Annotated in this window: 1 protein-coding gene; it reads right to left on the reverse strand. The window is 63.5% G+C overall.

Features of this window, described 5'->3' with window-relative positions; genetic code table 11:
- Positions 1 to 1,092, reverse strand: coding sequence for an IS630 family transposase (locus tag AB0M30_RS47685; RefSeq protein ID WP_364599334.1), 1,092 nt, complete (start codon positions 1,090 to 1,092; stop codon positions 1 to 3).
- Between the last annotated feature and the right edge of the window lie 47 nt (positions 1,093 to 1,139).

Genomic DNA, 1,139 nt, shown 5'->3' on the forward strand with positions numbered 1-1,139 from the left:
CTAGTGACCCGCACCTGAAATTCGTCGGCAATATCGTGCGAGTGAGTCGATGATCTCTTCGGCGGTCTTGGTCCACACGAACGGCTTGGGGTTCTGGTTCCAGTTCTTGATCCACTCGCGGATGTCTTTCTCCAGCGCCGCAACGCTCTTGTGGACTCCACGGCGGATCAGCTGATCGGTGAGGAACCCGAACCAGCGCTCGACCTGGTTGATCCAGCTCGATCCGGTGGGGGTGAAGTGCATGTGGAACCGGGGGTGCTTGGCCAGCCATGCCTTGATCGCCGGGGTCTTGTGGGTGCCGTAGTTGTCGCAGATCAGATGGATGTCGAGTTGCGCGGGGACGGTCTTGTCGATCGTGGTCAGGAAGTTCCTGAACTCGGCGGCTCGATGCTTGCGGTGCAGTTCGCCGATCACGGTGCCGTCGGCGATGTTAAACGCGGCGAACAGGCTGGTGATGCCGTGGCGGACGTAGTCGTGGCTGCGTCGCTCGGGCATGCCCGGCATCATCGGCAGTACCGGCTGGGAGCGGTCCAGTGCTTGAACCTGGCTTTTTTCGTCGGCGCACAGCACCACCGCCCGTTCCGGCGGGTTGTGATAGAGCCCGACGACATCGATGACCTTGTCCACGAACAACGGGTCGGTGGACAACTTGAAGGTGTCGGTCTGGTGGGGCTTGAGCCCGAAGTCCCGCCAGATCCGTCCGATCGTCGACTTCGACAGCCCGGACCGTTCGGCCATCGACGCGCGTGACCAATGCGTGGCGTTGCGGGGCGTCTGCTCCAGGGTCGTCACGATCACGTCCTCGACCTTCTCGAGCGTGATCGACGGCGGCCGGCCCGGCCGGTCCTCGTCGACCAGCCCGTCCAATCGCTGCGCGACGAACCGGGATCGCCACTTGCCCACCGTCATCCGATTGATCCCGAGCCGCTCCGCCACCTCCATATTGGACAAGCCCTCCGCGCACGCCAGCACGATCCGGCATCGCAACGCCAGCGCCTGCGCCGACTTCGCCCGCCGCTCCCACCGCAGCAACGTCGCACGCTCGTCATCACTGAGGATCAGCTCGACCTTGGACCGTCCACGACCCGCCATCACCGCATCCTACAATTAGATAGCGAACTTCAGGCGCAGGACACTAG

It is taken from the genome of Amycolatopsis sp. NPDC051716 (genome assembly GCF_040681595.1).
Lineage (GTDB): Bacteria > Actinomycetota > Actinomycetes > Mycobacteriales > Pseudonocardiaceae > Amycolatopsis.